Origin of the sequence: Gordonia alkanivorans (assembly GCF_004011905.1) — a bacterium.
Taxonomy (GTDB): Bacteria; Actinomycetota; Actinomycetes; order Mycobacteriales; family Mycobacteriaceae; genus Gordonia; species Gordonia alkanivorans.
This window is the reverse complement of sequence record NZ_CP027114.1, coordinates 2,670,012-2,688,711: the sequence shown is the minus strand read 5'-3', so window position 1 is coordinate 2,688,711 and position 18,700 is coordinate 2,670,012. Positions and strand designations below refer to the sequence as shown.

Genomic DNA, 18,700 nt, shown 5'->3' with positions numbered 1-18,700 from the left:
GGTTCTGGCGCCACGATCAGCGGATCGTGGCGCCAGAAACGTCTGTGCTGCGGTCGGACTCAGGCCCGGTACAGCTCCGTCATCCACCCGTGGGTATCGGCGAAGGTGCCGCGCTGGATGCCCGTGAGGGTGTCGCGGAGGGCCTGGGTGACCTCACCGGTCTGACCGTTGTTGATCGTGTAGTCCTCGCCCACACCCTTGACGTGACCGACCGGGGTGATCACCGCGGCGGTGCCACAGGCGAAGACCTCGGTGATGTCTCCCGAGGCGACACCCTTGCGGAGCTCCTCGGTGGTGATCTTGCGCTCCTCGACCGCGAAACCGGCGTCGGTGGCCAGCGTCAGCAGCGACGAGCGGGTGATGCCGGGGAGAAGCGAACCCGAGAGTTCCGGGGTCACGAGGCGGGCGTCGGCGCCGGAGCCGAACACGAAGAACAGGTTCATGCCGCCCATCTCCTCGATGTAGCGGCGTTCGATGGCGTCGAGCCACACGACCTGGTCGCAACCCTGCTCGGTGGCCTGACGCTGCGCCAGGAAGGCCGCGGCGTAGTTGCCGCCGCACTTGGCGAAGCCGGTGCCACCGGGCGCGGCGCGCACGTACTCGGTGGACAGCCACACGCTGACGGGCTTGATGCCGCCCGAGAAGTAGGCGCCGGCCGGCGAGGCGATGACGGAGTAGATGTACTGCGACGACGGCGCATTGACGCCGAGGCCCGCCTGCGAGGCGAACATGAAGGGCCGCAGGTACAGCGCCTCCTCACCGCCTGACGGCGGAACCCACGCGTTGTCGGCGTCGAGCAGCGCCTTGAGCGACTCGATGAAGTCCTCGACCGGGAGCGCCGGCATGGCGAGACGCTCGGCGCTGCGCTGCATCCGCTCCGCGTTGGCCTCCGGGCGGAAGGCGGCGATCGACCCGTTGGGCTGACGGTAGGCCTTGAGACCTTCGAAGACCTCTTGACCGTAGTGCAGCACCATCGCCGAGGGATCGAGGGCGATCGGTCCGTACGGCCGTACCTGCGCGTTGTGCCAACCCTTGTCCGCGTCGTAGTCCACCATCACCATGTTGTCGGTGAAGTAGCGGCCGAATCCCGGGGCGGTGAGAATCTCCGCCCGACGGTTCTCCGACACCGGATGGGGATGCTCGGTACGGTTGAACTCCAAGGTCATGCGGCCCATGGTACCGCTGGCCGCAAAAGCATTTCCGCGCCCGTCCGATGCGTGCGAGGCGGGCCCATGGACCTGCGGCACACCGCGGTCACACGTGCGAGGGCACGAACGGCGGGATGACGACCTCGCAGGCGAGATCCCGTCCGCGCACGTCGACGACCACCTGATCGCCCTTCTTGACGCCCGAGGCGGTATCCAGCAGCGCGAGCGCGATTCCCTGCTTGAGGGTCGGCGAGAACGTCCCGGAGGTGCACACCCCGATCCGGGTGTCCCCGAGCTTGACCGCGCAGTCGGCGCGCGGCACACCACGGCCGGTCGCCTTCAGTCCGTAGAGACGACGCGCCGGGCCCGCCTCCTTCTCGGCGAGCAGGGCGTCGCGGCCGAAGAACGACGGCTTGTCCCAGCCGACCGCCCAGCTCGACCGCGCCTCCACCGGGGTGATCTCCGAGTTGAGTTCGTGACCGTGCAGGGCGTAACCCATCTCGGTGCGCAGGGTGTCGCGGGCACCCAGGCCGGCGGCCTTCCCACCCGCCGCGGTGATCGCCTCGAGCAGCACGTCGAAGACGGCGCCGGCGTCGTCCCAGCGGGGCAGGATCTCGTAACCGCGTTCGCCGGTGTATCCGGTGCGGCACACGCGGACCGGCTTGTCGCCGTCGGCGGTGGACAGCTCGGCATCGGCGAATGCCATGTACTCCATGTCGGCGGGCAGGCCGAGTCCGGTGAGGACCTCCGGCGAGCGCGGCCCCTGCACGGCGAGGACCGCGAAGTCGCGGTGCTGGTCGGTGATCGAGATCCCCTCCGGCGCCACGGCCGTCATCTGCGCGACGACGGCCGCGGTGTTCGCCGCGTTGGGGACCAGGAACACCTCGTCATCGCTCACCAGATAGGTGATGAGGTCGTCGACGACACCACCGGATTCGTTGCAGCACAGCGTGTACTGCGCCTTCCCGGGACCGATCTTGCCGAGATCGTTGGTGAGGGTCGAGTTCACGAACGCGGCGGCGCCGGGACCCGACACCAGCGCCTTGCCGAGGTGGCTGACGTCGAAGATCGCCACCGACTCACGGACCGCGGTGTGCTCGGCGACGGTGCCCGCATAAGCAACCGGCATGTTCCAGCCGCCGAACTCGGCGAAACTCGCACCGAGTGCTGCGTGACGGTCGGCGATGGGCCCGGCGAGGAGTTCACTCATGGCCCATACGGTATCGGGCCGCACCCGCCGGGCGGGCCGGTCCCGCGGTCACCGTCGACATCCGGCGCGCTGTGGCAGAGTTGAGCGGATGAGCAAGAACGACACCGTCGACCGCGTACGCGGCCCCGAATTCGACCTGTCCACCTCGATCGGCAAGGGCGACACCGCCCTGGTCATCGGCCTGATCAGTGCGCCGGACGGCGACGAGAAGGCCGACGGCAAGGGTGAATCCACCGCCGAACCGACGCTCGCCATCGGCGACGGCGTGCTCGACGACGCCCAGGCCGCGACGATCACCGCCGCACTGACGGCCCTCGGCGCCACTGGTAAGCACGGCGAGGTCACCCGCCTCGCGGCACCCGAGGCGCTGCCCGTCGACCTCGTCGTCGCGGTCGGTCTCGGCGACGCCGACAACCTCGACGACGCCGACCAGGTTCGTCAGGCTGCCGGCATCGTCGCCCGCGAACTCGACGGCCTCGAGTCGGTGGCGACCACCCTCTCGTCGGTCGACCTCGCCGCCGCCGCCGAGGGCCTGTTCCTCGGCGCGTACCGGTTCGACGAGTTCCGCTCCGAGTCGTCGAAGCCGAAGAAGACACCGCCGCAACACATCACACTGCTGGTGGAGTCGAAGTCCAAGGAGGCCAAGGCTGACCTCGACCGCGCGATCGCGGTCGCGGACTCCGTCGCCATCGCCCGCGACTTCGTCAACACCCCGCCGAGCCACCTGTTCCCCGAGGAGTTCGCGGCCCGCGCCCGCACGCTCGGCTCGAAGGCCGGCCTGAAGGTCGAGATCCTCGACGACAAGGAACTCGAGGCCCAGGGTTACGGCGGCATCATCGGCGTCGGCAAGGGCTCCTCACGTCTCCCCCGCCTGGTGCGCCTGACCCACACGGGCAAGAAGGCGACCAAGAAGGTCGCCCTCGTCGGCAAGGGCATCACCTTCGACACCGGCGGCATCTCCATCAAGCCGGCCGCGAACATGGACCAGATGACCTCGGACATGGGCGGTGCAGCCGCGGTCATCGCCGCGACCATCCTGGCCGCCCGGCTCGACCTCGACGTCTCGGTCACCGCGACCGTGCCGATGGCCGAGAACATGCCGTCGTCGACGGCCCAGCGTCCCGGCGACGTGCTGACCCAGTACGGCGGACGGACGGTCGAGGTCCTCAACACCGACGCCGAGGGCCGGCTGATCCTCGCCGACGCGATCGTGCGCGCGGCCGAGGACGACCCCGACTACCTCATCGACACCGCGACCCTGACCGGCGCGCAGATGGTCGCGCTCGGCACCCGCACCCCGGGTGTCATGGGCACCGACGAGTTCCGCGACCGCGTCGCCGCCCGGTCGGCCGACGTCGGCGAGAACGCATGGGCGATGCCGCTGCCCGCCGAGCTGCGCGCGGACCTCAAGTCCCGGGTCGCAGATCTCGCCAACGTCACCCCGCACCGCTGGGGCGGCATGCTCGCCGCGGGCATCTTCCTCAAGGAGTTCGTCCCGGAGGACGTGCAGTGGGCCCACATCGACATCGCCGGACCGGCGTTCAACACCGGCGGACCGTGGGGCTACACCACCAAGGGCGGCACGGGCGTACCCGTCCGCACCATCGCGGCAGTCCTCGAGGACATCGCAACCAACGGCTGAGATGTCATGCCGTCGCCGGTTGAGAATCGTTACCCGCGAGTACGAGCCGAATCCGGTCGGCGGAGCGGCGTACGGGTAGGGTGATCCGCGGGGATGAGTGGCTGACCCGCCACCCATCTCGGCGGTCCCCTGACCGCTTCCCACCCCCGTGCCCACGGAGCACACACCGACGGGCCACCCCCTACAGACCACCACGTCGAGTTCAGGAGTTCACAACGATGGCCTTCTCCGTCCAGATGCCCGCCCTTGGTGAAAGTGTCACCGAGGGGACAGTCACCCGGTGGCTGAAGGAGGAGGGCGACACCGTTGAGGCCGACGAGCCCTTGCTCGAGGTGTCGACCGACAAGGTCGACACGGAGATCCCGGCCCCGACGTCGGGCGTGCTGACGAAGATCATCGCCCAGGAGGACGACGTCGTCGAGGTCGGTGGCGAACTCGCACTGATCGGCGACGCCGACGATTCCGGTTCCGACGATTCCGGCTCGGACGATTCGGCCGGGGGCGACGAGCCCACCGAGGCCGCTCCGGAGCCCGAGCCCGAGGAGGCGGCCGAGGAGCCGTCCACCGAAGAAGAGGCACCCGCCGAGAAGCCCACCGCCGATACCGGTTCCGGTTCGGCCGAGGGCACCGACGTCCTCATGCCGGAGCTCGGCGAGTCCGTCACCGAGGGCACGGTGACCAACTGGCTCAAGGCCGTCGGTGACGAGGTCGCCGCGGACGAACCGCTGCTCGAGGTCTCCACCGACAAGGTCGACACCGAGATCCCCTCGCCGGTTGCCGGCACCCTGCTCGAGATCCTCGCCCAGGAGGACGACGTCGTCGAGGTCGGCGGCAAGCTGGCCGTCATCGGTGACGCCTCGGCCGCGCCGGCCGAGAAGGAGTCGGAGCCCGAGCCGGAGCCCGAGCCCGAGCCGGAGGCCAAGGAAGAACCGAAGGAAGAGCCCGAGCCGGAACCGGAGCCCGAGCCCGAGCCCAAGGAAGAGCCGAAGGCCGAGGCCCCGGCGAAGTCGAACCCGCCGACCGTCGAGTCGACGCCGTACGTGACCCCGCTGGTGCGCAAGCTGGCCGCGGAGAACAACATCGACCTGAACTCGATCAAGGGCACCGGCGTCGGTGGCCGCATCCGCAAGCAGGACGTGCTGGCCGCGGCCGAGGCCGCCGAGAAGCCGGCCGCCGCCCCGGAGCAGAAGGCAGAGCCGGCCGCCGCCGCATCTTCTTCGTCGTCGTCGGCATCGCCGGAGATCCGTCCGGAGCTCGCCGAGTTGCGCGGGACCACCCAGAAGATCAACCGGATCCGCCAGATCACCGCCAAGAAGACCCGCGAGTCGCTGCAGCAGTCCGCTCAGCTCACGCAGGTGTTCGAGGTCGACATGAGCAAGATCGTCAGCCTGCGCAAGGCGGCCAAGGAAAACTTCAAGGCGTCCGAGGGTGTCAACCTGACCTTCCTGCCGTTCATCGCCAAGGCGGTCGTCGAGGCTCTGAAGGCGCACCCGAACGTCAACGCGTCGATCGACGAGGACGCCAAGGAGATCACCTACTACGACAAGGTGCACCTCGGCATCGCCGTCGACACCCCACAGGGTCTGCTGTCGCCGGTCATCCACAACGCCGACGACCTGTCGGTGGCCGGCCTCGCCCGCGCCATCGCCGACATCGCCGCGCGTGCACGCTCCAACGGCCTCAAGCCCGACGAGCTCGCCGGCGGCACCTTCACCATCACCAACATCGGTAGCCAGGGCGCCCTGTTCGACACCCCGATCCTGGTCCCGCCGCAGGCGGCGATGCTGGGTACCGGTGCGATCGTCAAGCGTCCGGTCGTCATCACCGACGAGGACGGTTCGGAGTCGATCGCGGTGCGGTCGATGTCGTACCTGCCGCTGACCTACGATCACCGCCTCATCGACGGCGCCGACGCGGGCCGCTTCCTCACCACCGTGAAGAAGCGCCTCGAAGAGGCCTCGTTCGCCGCGGACCTGGGCCTCTAGGCACCCGACGACGTCGAGGCGTTCGATGCGTATAGCCGTCGCAGGATCACAGGGCCTCATCGGGAACGCCCTGGTCAACTCGCTGCGCGCGGCGGGCCACACGGTCATCCGTCTGGTCCGCCGCGAGGCGCTCGCCGACGACGAGTTCAGCTGGGATCCCGAGACCATCGGGATGCCGCCGGAGAGCCTCGAGGGCGTCGATGCGGTGGTCTCGCTCGGCGGGGTCGGCGTCGGTAACGGCCGGTGGACCGGCCGATTCAAGCAGGAGCTGCGCGACTCCCGCATCACTCCGACCGAGGTGCTCGCCGAGGCCGTGCGCGATCTCGGCATCCCGACCTTCATCAGCGCCAGCGCCACCGGCTTCTACGGCGACACCGGAACCCGGGCCGCGGTCGAAACCGACGGTCCCGGTAAGGGTTTCCTCGCCGAGCTGGTCGTCGACTGGGAGAAGGCCGCGACCACCAACGCCGGCCCCGACACCCGCGTCGTCCTGCTCCGGACCGCGCCGGTCCTCAGCTCGCAGGGCGGTCTGCTCGGCAAGCTCCGCCCGCTGTTCAAGCTCGGGCTCGGCGGTCCGATCGGCAACGGCAAGCAGTACTTCTCCTGGATCAGCCTCATCGACGAGGTGCGGGCGATCGAGTTCCTCCTCGACTCCCCCGACATCGCCGGCCCGGTCAACCTGAGTGCTCCCGGATCGCTGCCCTTCGGCGAGTTCTGCAAGGCACTCGGCAAGGCCGTGCACCGCCCCGCCGTGATGCAGGTGCCCGAGTTCGTGGCACGCCGCGTCGGCGGCGAGATGGCCGAGGAAATGATTCTGTTCAGTCAACGCGTTGAACCCCGCGTGCTCACCGACCACGGATTCACGTTCAACCACCCCGAAATCCGCGAGGCCCTGACCTACGCGACGAAGCCGGCATCATGACCCATCGTTCCGTCCGCGCCGACTCGGCACCTGTCGAGGTCCGGCGCCTGGGCACCGTCGACTACCGCGACGCCTACGACATGCAGCACCGGCTCGCGACCGAGCGCGCCGACGGCACGCTCGACCACGACGTCCTACTCCTGCTCGAACACCCGTCGACCTACACCGCGGGCAAACGCACCGAGGACGCCGATCGCCCCACCAACGGCGCACCCGTCATCGACGTCGACCGCGGCGGCCGCATCACCTGGCACGGACCGGGACAGCTCGTCGGCTACCCGATCGTGAAGCTCGCCGAACCGCTCGACGTCGTCGAGTACGTGCGACGCCTCGAAAGTGCTCTCATCTCCGTGTGCGCGGACCTCGGCGTCACCACCGGTCGCGTCGAGGGACGCTCGGGCGTGTGGATCGACGACGACGCGGGTGAACGAAAGCTCGGCCAGATCGGCATCCGCGTCGCGCGCGGCGTCGCGCTGCACGGGTTCGCCCTCAACATCGACCCCGACATGTCGGCCTTCGAGGCCATCGTGCCGTGCGGGATCGCCGACGCCGGCGTCACCTCGCTGTCCCGTGAACTGGCACAACCGATCTCGGTGGCCTCCCTGCTCGACACCGTCGCGGCCGCCGTGCTCGACGCCCTGGACACCCCGCGGGAGGCCGCTCCGACGGCCTCCGAGAGGCCCACGACGGCGAGCGTAGGATCGGTTCGGTGACCGCGTCCCCCCTCACCCCCGGACCCGGTGCCCCCGACGCCACACCCCCGGCCTCGGCTACCGCACCGAAGACCACCGCTCCCGCTTCGCCCGCTCCCGAGGGCCGCAAACTGCTGCGCCTGGAGGTGCGTAACGCGCAGACCCCGATCGAGCGCAAGCCCAGCTGGATCAAGACCCGCGCGACGATGGGCCCGGAGTTCACCGAACTCAAGGGACTCGTCAAGCGCGAGGGCCTACACACCGTCTGCGAGGAGGCGGGCTGCCCCAACATCTACGAATGCTGGGAAGACCGCGAGGCCACCTTCCTCATCGGCGGCGAGCAGTGCACCCGACGCTGCGACTTCTGCCAGATCGACACCGGCAAGCCCGCCGCACTCGACCGTGACGAGCCGCGGCGCGTCGCCGAGAGCGTCCAGGCCATGGGTCTGCGCTACTCGACGATCACCGGAGTCGCCCGCGACGACCTGCCCGACGAGGGTGCGTGGCTCTACGCCGAGACCGTCCGCGCCATCCACCGCCTCAACCCCGGTACCGGCGTCGAGAACCTGATCCCGGATTTCCACGCCAAGCCCGACCTGCTGGCCGAGGTCTTCGATGCCCGGCCGGAGGTGCTCGCCCACAACCTCGAGACGGTGCCCCGCATCTTCAAGCGCATCCGTCCGGCGTTCCGGTACGAGCGCTCCCTCGAGGTCATCACCGCCGCTCGCGATTTCGGCCTGGTGACGAAGTCGAACCTGATCCTCGGCATGGGCGAGACCCCCGAAGAGGTGCAGTCGGCCATCATCGACCTGCACGAGGCCGGTTGCGACATCTTGACGATCACCCAGTACCTGCGTCCCTCGCCGCGGCACCATCCCGTCGAGCGGTGGGTCAAGCCGGAGGAGTTCGTCGACCACTCCGAGTTCGCCCAGGAGATCGGCTTCGCCGGAGTCATGGCCGGACCGCTGGTGCGGTCGTCCTATCGCGCCGGCCGCCTGTACGCGCAGGCCATGGCCCATCACGGCCGCGAGATCTCGCCCGCCCTGGCACACCTCGCTGCCGAGGGTTCCGCCAGCCAGGAGGCGTCCAGCCTGATGGCTCGCCTCGCGCGCTGACCGCATCCGCACCCCGCCTGCCGACCATGCGGCAGGTCACCTGACGACCGGACGTAAACTGGCCGTATGGCAAAGGCGCAGTCCGTGAGCAAGGAAGCAAAGGCCGCTAAGAAGCAGGCCCGCAAGGCTGCATCGAAGGAACGGCGCCAGCAGTTGTGGCAGGCGTTCCAGATGCAGCGCAAGGAAGACAAGCGACTCATCCCCTACATGGTGGGTGTGATCGTGCTGTCCATCGCCGTGTTCACCGCGCTCGGCTTCCTGCTGGGCTCGCCATGGCTGCTGATCCCGCTCGGCCTCGTGCTGGGTGTGCTCGGTGCGTTCATCCTGTTCGGCCGTCGTGTGCAGAAGAACGTCTACACCAAGGCCGAGGGCCAGCCCGGTGCCGCCGGATGGGCGCTGGGCAACATGCGCGGCCAGTGGCGCGTCGCGCAGGCCGTCTCGGGCACCTCGCACCTCGACGCCGTGCACCGGGTCATCGGCAAGCCGGGCGTGATCCTCGTCGGTGAGGGCTCCCCGACCCGCGTGAAGTCCCTGCTGAACCAGGAGAAGAAGAAGGCCGCCCGCGTCGTCGGCGACACCCCGATCTACGAGATCATGGTCGGCAACGACGACGGCCAGGTCCCGCTGTCCAAGCTCGAGCGTCACATCAACAAGCTGCCCAGCAACATCGACCGCAAGCGCATGGAAACCCTCGAGGGCCGTCTCGCCGCGCTCAGCAGCAAGGCTCCCGGTCCCGGTATGCCCAAGGGCCCGCTGCCCGGCAACGCGAAGATGAAGAGCATGCAGCGCACCGCGCGTCGTCGCGGCTGATTCGCAAACCCACCCTTGTTCCGTAAAGCCACCGCCCGCACGGGCGGTGGCTTTACGGATTCGTGGTGGGTTTACCGAACGCTCAGCGCGTCCGGACGATCGCCGTGCCCGTCGCGCGGTCGTGCAGGGCGCGGCCGTTGTAGTCGTTGATCAGGGCCGGCACCAGGAACACCATCAGCAACTGGCGGAAGAAGGCCCGCACGATGCCGACGGACGCGGGGCTCTCCTTGCCGGCGGCTTCGGCGGCGTTGCGCTCGGGCCCGAAGTCGACACGGGCCACGCGCATCCCGACGACGAACTGGCCGGGGGTGAAGCCGAACAGCGAGACCGCGAAGATTCCCATCACGAACCAGATGCCGAGCTGGGTGGTGCCCAGGACCGACGACTCGAATCCGACGAACAGGATCGCGAGCCCACCGGCGATCAGCCAGTCGACGAGCAGGCCTGCCACGCGCGGCCACCCGGTGGCCAGCGAGCCGGGTCCGGACGCGGGCAGACCGAGGTCCTGACCGCGGAAATCGTTGTCGACGCCGTCGCCGGGACCGATCTGCGGTCCCGACAGCCAGGAACCGGTTACTCGTCCCATCGTGATGACTCCTCTCGCGACCGTGGCTCGCCGTCGACGACCACGGCGTTCGTTGGGTCCATCGTAGTCGGGGCCGTTACCCCTACCGCCCGCCCCGGTGCCCGCAGCGGGCTAGGGTGGGATCCGCCGAGTGCGTTCACCGAGGTATGAGCCGTGTGTTGCCAAGAACACCGGTGTGTAACACGGGGGAAACACGGACTTGACGCCTGGGCAACTTCGCCTCCATACGGTTGCCGCTGAGATCCGCTGCTGTTTCTCGGCGGCGGATGTGTGTGGCGTGTCAGTACCACTGACCACCCGATCACGAAGGAGTCACCGCACGGTGTACAGCAGTAAAGAAGAACTACTCGAGGGCATCAAGAAGGAAGGTGTCGAGTACGTCGACATCCGATTCTGCGACCTGCCCGGTGTCATGCAGCACTTCTCGATCCCCGCTTCGGCGTTCGACGAGAGCGTGTTCGAGGACGGTCTGGCATTCGACGGTTCGTCGGTGCGCGGCTTCCAGTCGATCAACGAGTCGGACATGATGCTGCTGCCCGACCCGGCCACCGCGCGGATCGATCCTTTCCGCAAGGCGAAGACGATGAACATCAGCTTCTTCGTCCACGACCCGTTCACCCGTGAGGCCTACAGCCGCGACCCGCGTAACGTCGCGCGCAAGGCCGAGGACTACCTGGCCTCGACCGGCATCGCCGACACCTGCTTCTTCGGCGCCGAGGCCGAGTTCTACATCTTCGACTCGGTGTCCTTCGGCTCGGAGATGAACGGCACCTTCTACGAGATCGAGTCGGAGTCGGGCTGGTGGAACACCGCCTCGCCGAGCGATCCCGACGGCAGCCCCAACCTGGGCTACAAGGTCCGCCCCAAGGGTGGCTACTTCCCGGTTGCTCCATACGACCACTACGTCGACCTGCGCGACGAGATGTCGACCAACCTGCAGAACTCGGGCTTCGAGCTCGAGCGCGGCCACCACGAGGTCGGCACTGCAGGTCAGGCGGAGATCAACTACAAGTTCAACACGCTGCTCCACGCGGCCGATGACGTGCAGCTGTTCAAGTACATCATCAAGAACACCGCATGGCAGAACGGCAAGTCGGTCACCTTCATGCCGAAGCCGCTCTTCGGTGACAACGGCTCGGGCATGCACGCCCACCAGTCGCTGTGGAAGGACGGCAAGCCCCTGTTCCACGACGAGGCCGGCTACGCAGGCCTGTCGGATCTGGCTCGCTACTACATCGGCGGCATCCTGCACCACGCCCCGTCGCTGCTGGCGTTCACCAACCCGACGGTCAACTCCTACAAGCGTCTGGTCCCGGGCTACGAGGCCCCGATCAACCTGGTCTACAGCCAGCGCAACCGTTCGGCCTGTGTGCGTATCCCGATCACCGGCAACAACCCGAAGGCCAAGCGCCTCGAGTTCCGTTGCCCGGACAGCTCGGGCAACCCGTACCTGGCGTTCGCCGCGATGATGATGGCCGGCCTGGACGGCATCAAGAACAAGATCGAGCCGCACGAGCCGGTCGACAAGGACCTCTACGAGCTCCCGCCGGAGGAGGCCAAGTCGATCCCGCAGGCGCCGACCTCGCTCGCCGCTGTCATCGACCGCCTCGAAGAGGATCACGAGTACCTCACCGCCGGTGGCGTGTTCACCGAGGACCTCATCGAGACCTGGATCGCGCTGAAGCGTGAGAACGAGATCGAGCCGGTGCAGATCCGTCCGCACCCGTACGAGTTCTCGCTGTACTACGACTGCTGATCCAAGCACTCTGTTACGACGCCCCGTCCGCGTTCTCGCGGACGGGGCGTTCGTCGTCTGCGATGGCGTCTGCGTATTTGCTCGCCGCGGCGTTCGCCGACGCCGCGATGCAGAACGACGCCGCGATGCAGAACTCCGACGACTTCTTCTCCGCGGAACCGGATCTCGAACTCACGGTGACACTCGACGGAATCGAACGTCTCATTGCGCGGGTCTGAACAAGGGGTTTTGTGATGTGTCGCACAAATGTGACTTCTTGCTCTGCCGTACCACAGGGTAGGGCCTTAGTTTGGTCGCATGACCAGAGATGTGTATGTCGAAGACCTTGTCCCCGGTGACCGCATCAGCCTCGAGGGCACCCCGCGCGTGGTTCGCACCACCAGCCGACTCGACAACAATCAGTTGCGCATCGAATTGGTCAAGGGCAACGACGACCTCCACGAGGTCGTGCTGGACCGCACCGTCAAGCTCCAGGTGAACTGAACCCCAACAGGTACTTCCGCTGTCAGGCGGCGCTGGCCGAGTCGAGGTCGCCGAAGACGGCCTGATTGTGGCCGAACGCGGCAACCGCTTCGTCGACGAGCCGTTCCACGGCAGCGGCGTCGAGCGGCAGGGCGTCGAGCCGAGCGCGATAGGAATCCTTGTAGCGCTTGAGTTTCTCGATCTCGTCGAAGGTGTAGAAACTCAGCGCCGAAGCGTCGACACCGTAGTGCTCGCGCATTCGATGGGCCACGACCAGTCCCCCGCTCAGGTCGCCCAGGTATCGCGTGTAGTGGTGTGCCACATAGCGAGCCGGGTCATCTCGCGTGGCCTCGATGGCCTCGACGTACCGGGCGACGGCCGGCAGCGGGGTGAACGAACTCGGGTCGACGCCGAACGACGCCAGATCGGCACCGAGCCTCGGGAGCCGACGCAGCTTGTCGTCGATCACGGCTCCGGCGATCGGATCGTCGGCCAGGTCGTCGCCGACGGCTTCGAGGGCCTCGTAGACGAAGTACAGCTGCACAGCCAGTTTTTGGTACTCGCCGCTGTCGAGGCGGCCCGACATCAGGTCGTCGATGAAGGGAGCCGTCTCGGCCTGCTGGTGCGCGACGGCGGTCGCCTCGCGGAGCCGTTGGGAAATGCTGGGGCCCGCGGTGTCGGGACCGGAGATGCTGGCGCTCATGATGCAATCAGTGATACCACCAGCGCCCGGTGATCGGAACCTGGCAGGTAGTGACTGTCCATCGACGTGGCCACGAATCCGCGCAGGATGACCCGATCGATGGCGACGAGCGGACGGTTGCCGAGCCTCGTGTCCGTCGGATACGTCGGCAGGAAGCCCGCGCCTGCCACGTCCGTCCCGTCGACGAGCCCGTTGGTCAGCAGCTTGCGGTAGGTCGCGTGGTTCCAGGTGGAGTTGAAGTCGCCGATGGCGACCACCCGCCCCGCGGGCAGTTTCGCGAAGTGGTCGGCCAGGATGCCCATGTCGTGGAACCAGCCGTCCTTCTCCCCCCACAGCGGTGCGGCCGGGTGAATGGCCAGCACGTGCGTACCGGGTGCGCCGGGCAGGTCGGTGCGCACCTGCAGGTTGTGGAGGATGGTGTCGGGGATGTTGAACCGATCCGACAGGGTCGCCCTGGTGAACAACGCGGTGCCCGCCGCGTACGAGTACGGGATGGCGAACTCGTTGGGCAGGAGACGCGCGATCTTGCCGCCGCGAATCCGTTGCAGCGCTTCGGGAGTCACCTCCTGCAGCGAAAGCATGTCGGGATCGGCCTCGGCCACGATCTTTTCCAGCGCACCGATGTCACCGCCGCCGAAGAGCAGATTGGCGGACACGACGGTGAACTCCTCGCCCTGCGGGGCGCTCGCCGGGACGACCAGCGGGATCTGGGTGTAGGCCAGCACGCCGGATACGACGATCGCGATCGCCAGCATGAACCAGCGGCGCAACGCCGCGAAGATCGCGATGGCGACCAGCGCCGGGACGAGCGCGAAGGCCACCCCGCTCGTCAGATACAGCGCAACGTTCCCGCGCGAGGGATAGAAGTGCAGCCACACCGCCAGCACCACCCCGGCCAGCATCGCCCAGCCGACGATGTACGCCGGCACCCACAGGAATCTCTTCACCTGTCCCCCCGTACAACAGAAGCGCGACTACGCGCCGAAGACCTTGAGCACCACGGCCTTCGCCCGGCGCGTCACCCGCAGGTAATTCTCCAGGAACTCCGACGCCTGGTCCTGGGGCCAGCCGGCCGCAAACGCGATCTGACGCAGCTGTTTGCCCGGACCCGGCAACTGATCGACGGGCTTGCCCCGCACCAGCACGAGGGCGTTGCGCGCCTTGGTCGCGGTGATCCACGCATTCTTGAGCAGCGCCACATCGTTCTCCGACAACAACTCCGCGGCACCGATCGCATCGAGCGACTCGAGGGTCGAGGTGTTGTGGAGACTGCGGTAGCGGTGGGCGTAGCGCAGCTGCAGCAACTGCACGGTCCACTCGATGTCGGCGAGACCGCCACGGCCCAGCTTCGTGTGGGTCGCCGGATCGGCTCCACGCGGCAGTCGTTCGGCGTCGACGCGGGCCTTGATGCGCCGGATCTCCTTGACGGCCTCGTTGCTGACACCCCCGGCCGGATACCGCACGTGATCGATCATGTGCAGGAAGTCGATGCCCAGCGCCTCGTCGCCGGCGACCTGGTGCGCGCGCAGCAGCGCCTGCACCTCCCACGGCTGCGCCCACTGGGCGTAGTACGCGGAGTAGGCGGCCAGGGTTCGCACGACCGGGCCGTTGCGCCCCTCGGGACGCAGTCCGGTGTCGACCTCGAGCGGCGGGTCGGCGCTCGGGCTGCCGAGGGCCGAACGGACGGTTTCGGCAATGGTCTGCGACCACCGGACGGCCTCGGATTCGTCGGCGTCGCGGTTGGGCTGGCACACGAACAGCACGTCGGCGTCCGAGCCGTACCCGAGTTCGCCGCCACCGAGCCGGCCCATGCCGATCACGGCGATACGTGCGGGTGCGGGCTTCCCGCGATCGCGTTCGGAGATGTCGATCGCCACGGTGAGTGCAGCATTGAGGACCGCGGACCACACGCTCGACAGCGCCTTGCACACCGTCGGCACGTCCATCAGACCGAGCACGTCGGCCGACGCGACCCGGACGAGTTCGGCACGACGGTGCGAACGCGCCACGGCGACCGCACGTTTCATGTCCTCTTGGCGCACGGTCGAGGCGATGAGCCCCTTGGCCACGTCCTCGGGCCGGATGGCGCACAGTTTCGGCCCGTCGGGACCGTCGGAATACTGGTGGATCACCTCGGGCGAGCGCATCAGCATGTTCGCGATGAACTCGGAGGTGCCGAGCACCTTCATCAGCCGTTCGGCGACCACCCCGTCGTCGCGGAGCAGACGCAGGAACCAGTCCTTGTCCTCGAGCGCCTCGCACAGCCGCCGGTAGTTGAGCAGACCGGCGTCGGGATCCGGTGTGTCACCGATGTGTTCGAGCAGCTGCGGCAGGATGAGCAGCTGGATCTGGCCGCGACGCCCGGGTGCGTTCGACAGCGCCCGGATGTGACTGAGCGCGCGGTCGGGCATGGCGTAACCCAATGCGGCCAGACGCCTCTCGGCAGACTCGTCGCTCAGGGTCAACTCGTCGGGCCGGAAACGGGTGACCGCCTCCAGCAGCGGACGGTAGAACAACTTCTGGTGCAACCGTCGGACGCGGAGGGTCTGGTGCTTGATCTGTTCGCGCAGCACGCCGGTCGCGTCGAGCTCACCCTCGCGACGGATGTGGGCCGCCCGTGCCAGCCAGCGCAGCCCCTCGGTGTCGTCGGGCTTCGGGAGCAGGTGGGTCCGCTTCAACTTCTGCAGCTGCAACCTATGTTCGAGCAGTCGCAGGAACTGGTACGAGGCACTGAGATTGGCGCCGTCGTCGCGCCCGACGTAACCGCCCGCGGTCAGTGCCGCGAGCGCGTCGACCGTCGGCATCACCCGGAGTTCCTCGTCGACGCGGCCGTGGACCATCTGCAGCAGCTGCACCGCGAACTCGACGTCGCGCAAACTTCCCTGTCCGAGTTTGAGATTGCGCTCGCGCTCCCCCTCCGGGACCAGCGATTCGACGCGGCGTCGCATCTTCTGTACCTCGGGCACGAAGTCGGGACGCTCGGCGGCCTTCCACACCATCGGCTTGACCGCCGCGATGTACTCGTTCGCCAGTTCCATGTCGCCGGTCATCGCGCGAGACTTCAGCAGCGCCTGGAACTCCCAGGTCTTGGCCCACCGCTCGTAGTACGCGACATGGGATTCCAGCGTGCGGGTCAGCGTGCCCGACTTGCCCTCCGGGCGCAGCGCGGCGTCGACCTCGAAGAACGCCAGCGAACCGACCCGCATCATCTCGCCGGCGATGCGCGAGGAGATGCCGTCGGCGGGGTCGCTGACGAAGATGACGTCCACGTCGCTCACGTAGTTCAGCTCGCGCGCACCGCATTTGCCCATCGCGATGACGGCGATCCGCACCGGGATCGGATCGTCGCCGCACACCTCGGCGATGGCCACGGCCAGTGCCGCGGTGAGCGCGGCGTCGGCGAGATCGGACAGCTGGGCACCGACCTCCGGCAGCCACATCACCGGCTCGTCCTCGACCGTGGAGGCGACGTCGTGCGCGGCGAGCTGCAGGATCAGGTTGCGGTATGCGAGCCGGAGCGCGACGACGGACTTGGGTCCGGTGAGCTTCGCGCGGTAGAGACGATTGCCCTTCTCGACCTCGCCCGGCTCGGCCTCGGCGCCGACGGACTCGAGCATCCGGCGGTCGACCTCGGCACGGTCGGGTAGCTCGTCGGCGACCAGCAGACGCCAGCTCGCCGGTTCGGCGATGAGATGATCGGCGAGGGCGTCGGAAGACCCGATGACACCGAAGAGGCGACCTCGGAACGATCGGTTGGTCCGCAGCGCCGCGTCGATCTCCGACCACTCGTCCTCGACCACCCCGCGCAGGCGGACGAGCGTGCGGAGCGCGAGGTCGGCGTCGGGTGCCCGCGACAACGCCCACAGCACGTCGACGGACTCGGGCGTGTTCCAGCCGAGTTCGGCGAGATTCTGCGGCGCGGTGGTGTCGAGCAGACCCAACCGTCCTGCACTGGGTACCGCGCTGCGTCCCGGTCGTCGTGTCACTTCACAAAAATAGCGGCTTCACCACCGAAGACGACATCGCGGTCCCGAACGACAGGGCCCGGGCCCTTACAGCGGCAGGTAGTTCTTCAGCTCGTAGGGGGTGACCATGCTGCGGTAGCCCGTCCACTCGGCCCACTTGTTGCGCAGGAAGTAGTCGAAGACGTGCTCGCCGAGGGCTTCCGCGACCAGCTCCGAGTTCTCCATCTTGGTGAGCGCTTCGGCCAGGCTGCCGGGCAGTTCCTGGTACCCCATCGCGCGGCGCTCGGCCGGCGTGAGGGCCCAGACGTCGTCCTCGGCCTCGTCGGGGAGTTCGTAACCCTCCTCGATGCCCTTCAGGCCGGCGGCCAGCAGGACCGCGAAGGTCAGGTACGGGTTGCAGGCCGAGTCCGGGCTGCGCACCTCGATGCGTCGCGACGACGCCTTGTTCGGCGTGTACAGCGGCAACCGGATGAGTGCGGACCGGTTGGCACCGCCCCAGGTCGCGGCGGTCGGGGCCTCGCCACCGTGGATGAGGCGTTTGTAGCTGTTGACCCACTGGTTGGTGACGGCACTGATCTCCGACGCGTGGTGCAGGATGCCGGCGATGAACTTCTTACCGGTGGCCGACAACTGCATCGGGTCGTCGGGATTGTGGAACGCGTTGATGTCGCCCTCGAACAGGCTCATGTGCGTGTGCATCGCCGAACCGGGATGCTCGCTGAACGGCTTCGGCATGAAGGTGGCCCACACGCCCTCGTTGATGGCCACCTCCTTGATGAGGTAGCGGAAGGTCATCACGTTGTCGGCCATCGACAGCGCGTCGGCGTAGCGGAGGTCGATCTCCTGCTGGCCCGGGGCGCCCTCGTGGTGGGAGAACTCGACCGAGATGCCCATCGACTCGAGGGCCTCGATGGCGTGGCGGCGGAAGTTGGGTGCGGCGTCGTGGACGGCCTGGTCGAAGTAGCCGCCGGAGTCGGCCGGTGTCGGCACCGAACCGTCGAGCGGTGCGTCCTTGAGGAGGAAGAACTCGATCTCGGGGTGCACGTAGCAGCTGAAGCCGAGGTCGGCTGCCTTGTTCAGCTGGCGACGCAGTACGTGGCGCGAGTCGGCCCAGCTCGGGGTGCCGTCGGGCATCGCGATGTCGCAGAACATGCGGGCCGAGTGGTGACGGCCGGCCGAGGTGGTCCACGGCAGGATCTGGAAGGTCGACGGGTCGGGCTTGGCGACGGTGTCCGCCTCCGACACACGGGAGAAGCCCTCGATGGCCGAGCCGTCGAAGCCGATGCCCTCGGAGAAGGCACCCTCGAGTTCAGCCGGCGCGATCGCCACGGACTTCAGATAACCGAGTACGTCGGTGAACCACAGTCGGACGAAACGGATGTCGCGCTCTTCGAGGGTCCGCAGCACGAATTCCTTTTGGCGATCCATGGTCGCCGACATTAGAAGTCGGCTGTTAAATCCGTGTTACACGCATAACACCAACTCGCTGTCCTGCGCGTTTGCCGAGGCCATCCCATCATATGAGACGCAAGACAGCCGGGATGGGATGCCTCCGAACAGCCAGGATGCTTCCGAACCGCGACAACCTCCGCACATCGGGCAGACTCCACCTCCAGTTCGATGTGATCAATTGCATATCCTGCGACGGTTACATCACATATCTGCGGTGACACAATGGCGCTTGTCCGTGTTCAACCCGGGTAC

The 18,700-nt window shown here is 67.7% G+C and carries 16 protein-coding genes; 9 read left to right on the top strand and 7 right to left on the bottom strand.

Annotated elements, in window-relative coordinates:
- Positions 1-59 precede the first annotated feature (59 nt).
- Both C5O27_RS12180 and gcvT read right to left on the bottom strand, forming a co-directional pair.
- Positions 60-1,166, bottom strand: a complete 1,107-nt coding sequence (locus tag C5O27_RS12180) for a branched-chain amino acid aminotransferase (RefSeq protein ID WP_035752784.1) — start codon at positions 1,164-1,166, stop codon at positions 60-62.
- Positions 1,167-1,254: 88 nt separating this feature from the next.
- Positions 1,255-2,358: a glycine cleavage system aminomethyltransferase GcvT gene (gene gcvT, locus C5O27_RS12175; RefSeq protein ID WP_127962820.1), complete on the bottom strand. Its 1,104-nt coding sequence runs from the start codon at positions 2,356-2,358 to the stop codon at positions 1,255-1,257.
- Positions 2,359-2,446: 88 nt separating this feature from the next.
- Here gcvT and C5O27_RS12170 point away from each other — a divergent pair, with 88 nt between their 5' ends.
- The 6 genes from C5O27_RS12170 to C5O27_RS12145 all read left to right on the top strand — a co-directional run bounded on the left by C5O27_RS12170 (position 2,447) and on the right by C5O27_RS12145 (position 9,524).
- The gene (locus C5O27_RS12170; RefSeq protein ID WP_127962819.1) at positions 2,447-4,000 is read left to right on the top strand and encodes a leucyl aminopeptidase; all 1,554 of its coding nucleotides are present in this window, start codon (positions 2,447-2,449) and stop codon (positions 3,998-4,000) included.
- 218 nt (positions 4,001-4,218) lie between these two features.
- The gene (sucB, locus tag C5O27_RS12165; protein WP_127962818.1) at positions 4,219-5,985 is read left to right on the top strand and encodes a 2-oxoglutarate dehydrogenase, E2 component, dihydrolipoamide succinyltransferase; all 1,767 of its coding nucleotides are present in this window, start codon (positions 4,219-4,221) and stop codon (positions 5,983-5,985) included.
- Positions 5,986-6,010: 25 nt separating this feature from the next.
- A complete protein-coding gene (locus C5O27_RS12160; protein WP_006356819.1) occupies positions 6,011-6,907 on the top strand; it encodes a TIGR01777 family oxidoreductase in 897 nt (298 codons plus the stop codon).
- A complete protein-coding gene (gene lipB, locus C5O27_RS12155; protein ID WP_006356818.1) occupies positions 6,904-7,620 on the top strand; it encodes a lipoyl(octanoyl) transferase LipB in 717 nt (238 codons plus the stop codon). Before C5O27_RS12160 ends, lipB begins: the two co-directional genes overlap by 4 nt.
- Positions 7,617-8,714, top strand: coding sequence for a lipoyl synthase (gene lipA, locus C5O27_RS12150; RefSeq protein ID WP_006356817.1), 1,098 nt, complete (start codon positions 7,617-7,619; stop codon positions 8,712-8,714). Before lipB ends, lipA begins: the two co-directional genes overlap by 4 nt.
- Before the next feature lie 66 nt (positions 8,715-8,780).
- Positions 8,781-9,524 (top strand): DUF4191 domain-containing protein, encoded by a 744-nt coding sequence (locus tag C5O27_RS12145; protein WP_006356816.1) that lies wholly within the window; start codon positions 8,781-8,783, stop codon positions 9,522-9,524.
- A gap of 82 nt (positions 9,525-9,606) precedes the next feature.
- Here C5O27_RS12145 and C5O27_RS12140 read toward each other — a convergent pair whose 3' ends face one another.
- Entirely contained in the window at positions 9,607-10,110 is a 504-nt protein-coding gene (locus C5O27_RS12140) for an RDD family protein (protein WP_006356815.1), read from the bottom strand.
- A 322-nt stretch (positions 10,111-10,432) separates the two neighbouring features.
- On the opposite strand from C5O27_RS12140, the gene glnA (C5O27_RS12135) reads away from it, so the two are divergent.
- The 3 genes from glnA (C5O27_RS12135) (at position 10,433) to C5O27_RS12130 (ending at position 12,349) form a co-directional block, all read left to right on the top strand.
- Positions 10,433-11,866 (top strand): type I glutamate--ammonia ligase, encoded by a 1,434-nt coding sequence (gene glnA / locus C5O27_RS12135; protein ID WP_006867852.1) that lies wholly within the window; start codon positions 10,433-10,435, stop codon positions 11,864-11,866.
- A 62-nt stretch (positions 11,867-11,928) separates the two neighbouring features.
- Complete coding sequence (locus tag C5O27_RS22745; protein ID WP_006356813.1) at positions 11,929-12,084, top strand: hypothetical protein; 156 nt, start codon at positions 11,929-11,931, stop codon at positions 12,082-12,084.
- Positions 12,085-12,163: 79 nt separating this feature from the next.
- On the top strand, positions 12,164-12,349 hold the full coding sequence (locus C5O27_RS12130) for a hypothetical protein (RefSeq protein WP_006356812.1): 186 nt from the start codon (positions 12,164-12,166) through the stop codon (positions 12,347-12,349).
- A gap of 22 nt (positions 12,350-12,371) precedes the next feature.
- Here the strand turns inward: C5O27_RS12130 and C5O27_RS12125 are convergent, their stop codons facing one another.
- From C5O27_RS12125 to glnA (C5O27_RS12110), 4 genes are all read right to left on the bottom strand, one after another.
- Positions 12,372-13,031 carry a biliverdin-producing heme oxygenase gene (locus tag C5O27_RS12125; protein ID WP_127962817.1) on the bottom strand — a complete coding sequence of 220 codons (660 nt, stop codon included), beginning with the start codon at positions 13,029-13,031 and terminating at the stop codon, positions 12,372-12,374.
- Positions 13,028-13,978: an endonuclease/exonuclease/phosphatase family protein gene (locus C5O27_RS12120; protein ID WP_035752711.1), complete on the bottom strand. Its 951-nt coding sequence runs from the start codon at positions 13,976-13,978 to the stop codon at positions 13,028-13,030. Before C5O27_RS12120 ends, C5O27_RS12125 begins: the two co-directional genes overlap by 4 nt.
- 27 nt (positions 13,979-14,005) lie before the next feature.
- The gene (locus tag C5O27_RS12115; protein ID WP_127962816.1) at positions 14,006-17,017 is read right to left on the bottom strand and encodes a bifunctional [glutamine synthetase] adenylyltransferase/[glutamine synthetase]-adenylyl-L-tyrosine phosphorylase; all 3,012 of its coding nucleotides are present in this window, start codon (positions 17,015-17,017) and stop codon (positions 14,006-14,008) included.
- Between the two features lie 66 nt (positions 17,018-17,083).
- Positions 17,084-18,424: a type I glutamate--ammonia ligase gene (gene glnA / locus C5O27_RS12110; protein WP_040003901.1), complete on the bottom strand. Its 1,341-nt coding sequence runs from the start codon at positions 18,422-18,424 to the stop codon at positions 17,084-17,086.
- Between the last annotated feature and the right edge of the window lie 276 nt (positions 18,425-18,700).

Bases quoted from the DNA above. Each gene is read 5' to 3' on its own strand.
- C5O27_RS12180 (WP_035752784.1), bottom strand. From the start codon at position 1,166: ATGACCTTGGAGTTCAACCGTACCGAGCATCCCCATCCGGTGTCGGAG.
- gcvT (WP_127962820.1), bottom strand. From the start codon at position 2,358: ATGAGTGAACTCCTCGCCGGGCCCATCGCCGACCGTCACGCAGCACTC.
- C5O27_RS12170 (WP_127962819.1), top strand. From the start codon at position 2,447: ATGAGCAAGAACGACACCGTCGACCGCGTACGCGGCCCCGAATTCGAC.
- sucB (WP_127962818.1), top strand. From the start codon at position 4,219: ATGGCCTTCTCCGTCCAGATGCCCGCCCTTGGTGAAAGTGTCACCGAG.
- C5O27_RS12160 (WP_006356819.1), top strand. From the start codon at position 6,011: ATGCGTATAGCCGTCGCAGGATCACAGGGCCTCATCGGGAACGCCCTG.
- lipB (WP_006356818.1), top strand. From the start codon at position 6,904: ATGACCCATCGTTCCGTCCGCGCCGACTCGGCACCTGTCGAGGTCCGG.
- C5O27_RS12145 (WP_006356816.1), top strand. From the start codon at position 8,781: ATGGCAAAGGCGCAGTCCGTGAGCAAGGAAGCAAAGGCCGCTAAGAAG.
- C5O27_RS12140 (WP_006356815.1), bottom strand. From the start codon at position 10,110: ATGGGACGAGTAACCGGTTCCTGGCTGTCGGGACCGCAGATCGGTCCC.
- C5O27_RS22745 (WP_006356813.1), top strand. From the start codon at position 11,929: ATGGCGTCTGCGTATTTGCTCGCCGCGGCGTTCGCCGACGCCGCGATG.
- C5O27_RS12130 (WP_006356812.1), top strand. From the start codon at position 12,164: ATGACCAGAGATGTGTATGTCGAAGACCTTGTCCCCGGTGACCGCATC.
- C5O27_RS12125 (WP_127962817.1), bottom strand. From the start codon at position 13,031: ATGAGCGCCAGCATCTCCGGTCCCGACACCGCGGGCCCCAGCATTTCC.
- glnA (WP_040003901.1), bottom strand. From the start codon at position 18,424: ATGGATCGCCAAAAGGAATTCGTGCTGCGGACCCTCGAAGAGCGCGAC.